The sequence below is a fragment of the Stenotrophomonas sp. 3diitr2024 genome (genome assembly GCF_042136455.1).
GTDB lineage: Bacteria > Pseudomonadota > Gammaproteobacteria > Xanthomonadales > Xanthomonadaceae > Stenotrophomonas > Stenotrophomonas sepilia.
Window position 1 is genome coordinate 1 of record NZ_JBHHMJ010000556.1, and the last position, 1,978, is coordinate 1,978.

The 1,978-nt window shown below is 67.1% G+C and carries 1 protein-coding gene and 1 pseudogene; both read right to left on the bottom strand.

The genetic code is table 11. The features are described 5' to 3' along the window. Positions 1-175 precede the first annotated feature (175 nt). Positions 176-1,672 carry a S10 family peptidase gene (locus ABGA94_RS14170; protein ID WP_032954081.1) on the bottom strand — a complete coding sequence of 499 codons (1,497 nt, stop codon included), beginning with the start codon at positions 1,670-1,672 and terminating at the stop codon, positions 176-178. A gap of 173 nt (positions 1,673-1,845) precedes the next feature. Next, a pseudogene (locus ABGA94_RS14175) lies at positions 1,846-1,978 on the bottom strand (triose-phosphate isomerase); the annotation flags it as partial.

The window sequence follows — 1,978 nt, forward strand, 5'->3', positions numbered from 1 at the left end:
GGGTCCGGTTGCGGGGGTGTGAGCGGCATGGATGCCGCGACCAAGCCCCCATGGACGGGTTTACGGCGTCCCCCGCAACCGGACCCGCTCCGCCAACCCACGGAATGCCCGCTTTTGCAGTTGCAATTGCCGTTGCAGTCAGCGGGTGCCGGGCCGCAGTCCCGGCCGACCCTCCTCAATTGCGTTGGAACAGCGCCTGCACATCCCTGCGGAACGCCGCCTGGCTGTCGGCCCGGCTGTAGAACATGTGCCCGCCCGGATAACTGCGCACCTGTACACGGTCCGGATTGCTGCCCATCGTCGGCATCTGGTCCACGGTCAGGATCGAACCCATGAACGGGCACGACAGGTCGTTCCAGCCATGCACGATCAGCACCTGCAGGTGCGGGTCGATCGCCACGGCCTGGCGCAGCTGGGTCACCGCGCCATCGCGCAGCTCGCCATTGCGGTCCCACAGCCGGTTCACGTCGTAGTTCAGCGCCTGGTACCGCGCATCCACCTTCCAGCCGACCACGCGCGTCACGAAGTCGACCATCGCCGTGGTGGTCGGCGCGATGATGCTGTCCAGCAGCGGATCGTTGGCGCGCTGCTCCGGATCGTTCGGGAATGGATCGAACGCGGTTACGTTGGAATCGTAGCGGCTGCCCAGCGTGCCCTTGTCGCGGAACACTTCACGCAGGTAGGCCTGGGTTTCCAGCCGACCACCGGCACGGCGCACGAACTGCGGGTCCAGCCCGGTCAGTTCGGTCACCCGGCGCAGCATTGCCTCGGTCGCCTGCGGATCGCTGCGGCCCTTCATCAACGCGGTGGCGTAGTCGCCACGGGTGTATTCCACTACTTCGCGCATCGCTGCATCGGTCAGCTTGCCCTGGCGCTCCAGGTGCGCGGCGGCGATCGACGGCAGGGTCTGCATCCACGCCATCGGCGAGACATCGGCGTTGTCTTCCAGGGTCGGGCTCAGGTACGGCGAGACCAGTACCAGGCCGTTCATCGCAACACCCAGCCGGGTCTGCAGGTAGTGGGTGATGCGTGGGCCGCGGTAGCCGCCGTAGCTCTCGCCGGTCAGGTACTTGCGCGACGCCATGCGCTGGTTGCGCAGCAGCCAGTCGTAGATCGAGCGTGACAGGTATTCGATGTCGGCGCTGGGGTTGTACAGCGCCTTCTTCGCTTCGTCGTCGCCGATGCGCGCGCGGCTGAAGCCGGTCCCGACCGGATCAATGAACACCAGATCGGTGAAGTCCAGCCAGGTGCCGGGGTTGTCGTGCAGCGTCGCCGGCGCCGACGCGCTGTCACCCTCGGAGCCGAAGGTCACCACCTTGGGCCCGATCGCGCCCATGTTGAGGTAGACCGACGATGCCCCGGGGCCGCCATTGAGCGCGAAGGTCACCGGCCGGTCCTTGCCTGGCATCGTGTAGGCGGTAAACACCACGTCGGCGATCACCTTGCCCTTGGCATCGCGCACCGGCAGGGTACCGACGGTGGCGGTGTAGTCCAGGGTGCGGCCGGCCAGGCGCATGCTCTGGCGGGCCGAGGCGTCTGCGGGCAACGCAGGTGCCTCGGTCTTGTCGTCCTTCGGATCGGGCTTGGCGTCGGCATCAGGCGCGGCCAGCACGCTGGCTGGGGCGATGAGCAGGCCGACGCAGAGCGCGGCAGTGTGCAACAGGGACTTCATGGCACCGGGTGGGCAGCGGAAGGGGATTCCGATGCTAGGCCGGTGGCCGCCCATGCCGTATGTGTCCAAAGGCATGGCCGTGCGTTGAGCCCGCTACTGGCCAGATTGGGTCAAGCGGGCAGGGTGGCTGCCGCGTCGTCATCGGCCAGCAGGCCGTAGACGGCCGAGTCGGCCAGTTCCCCGGCATTGTCGGGCTTCACGCTACCGCCGTAAACAATGGGCAGTGAATCGGCGATTCTAGCATCGATACGCGCGACTTCGCCACGGATGAACGCGTGCACCTGCTGCGCCTGCTCCTTGCTGGCG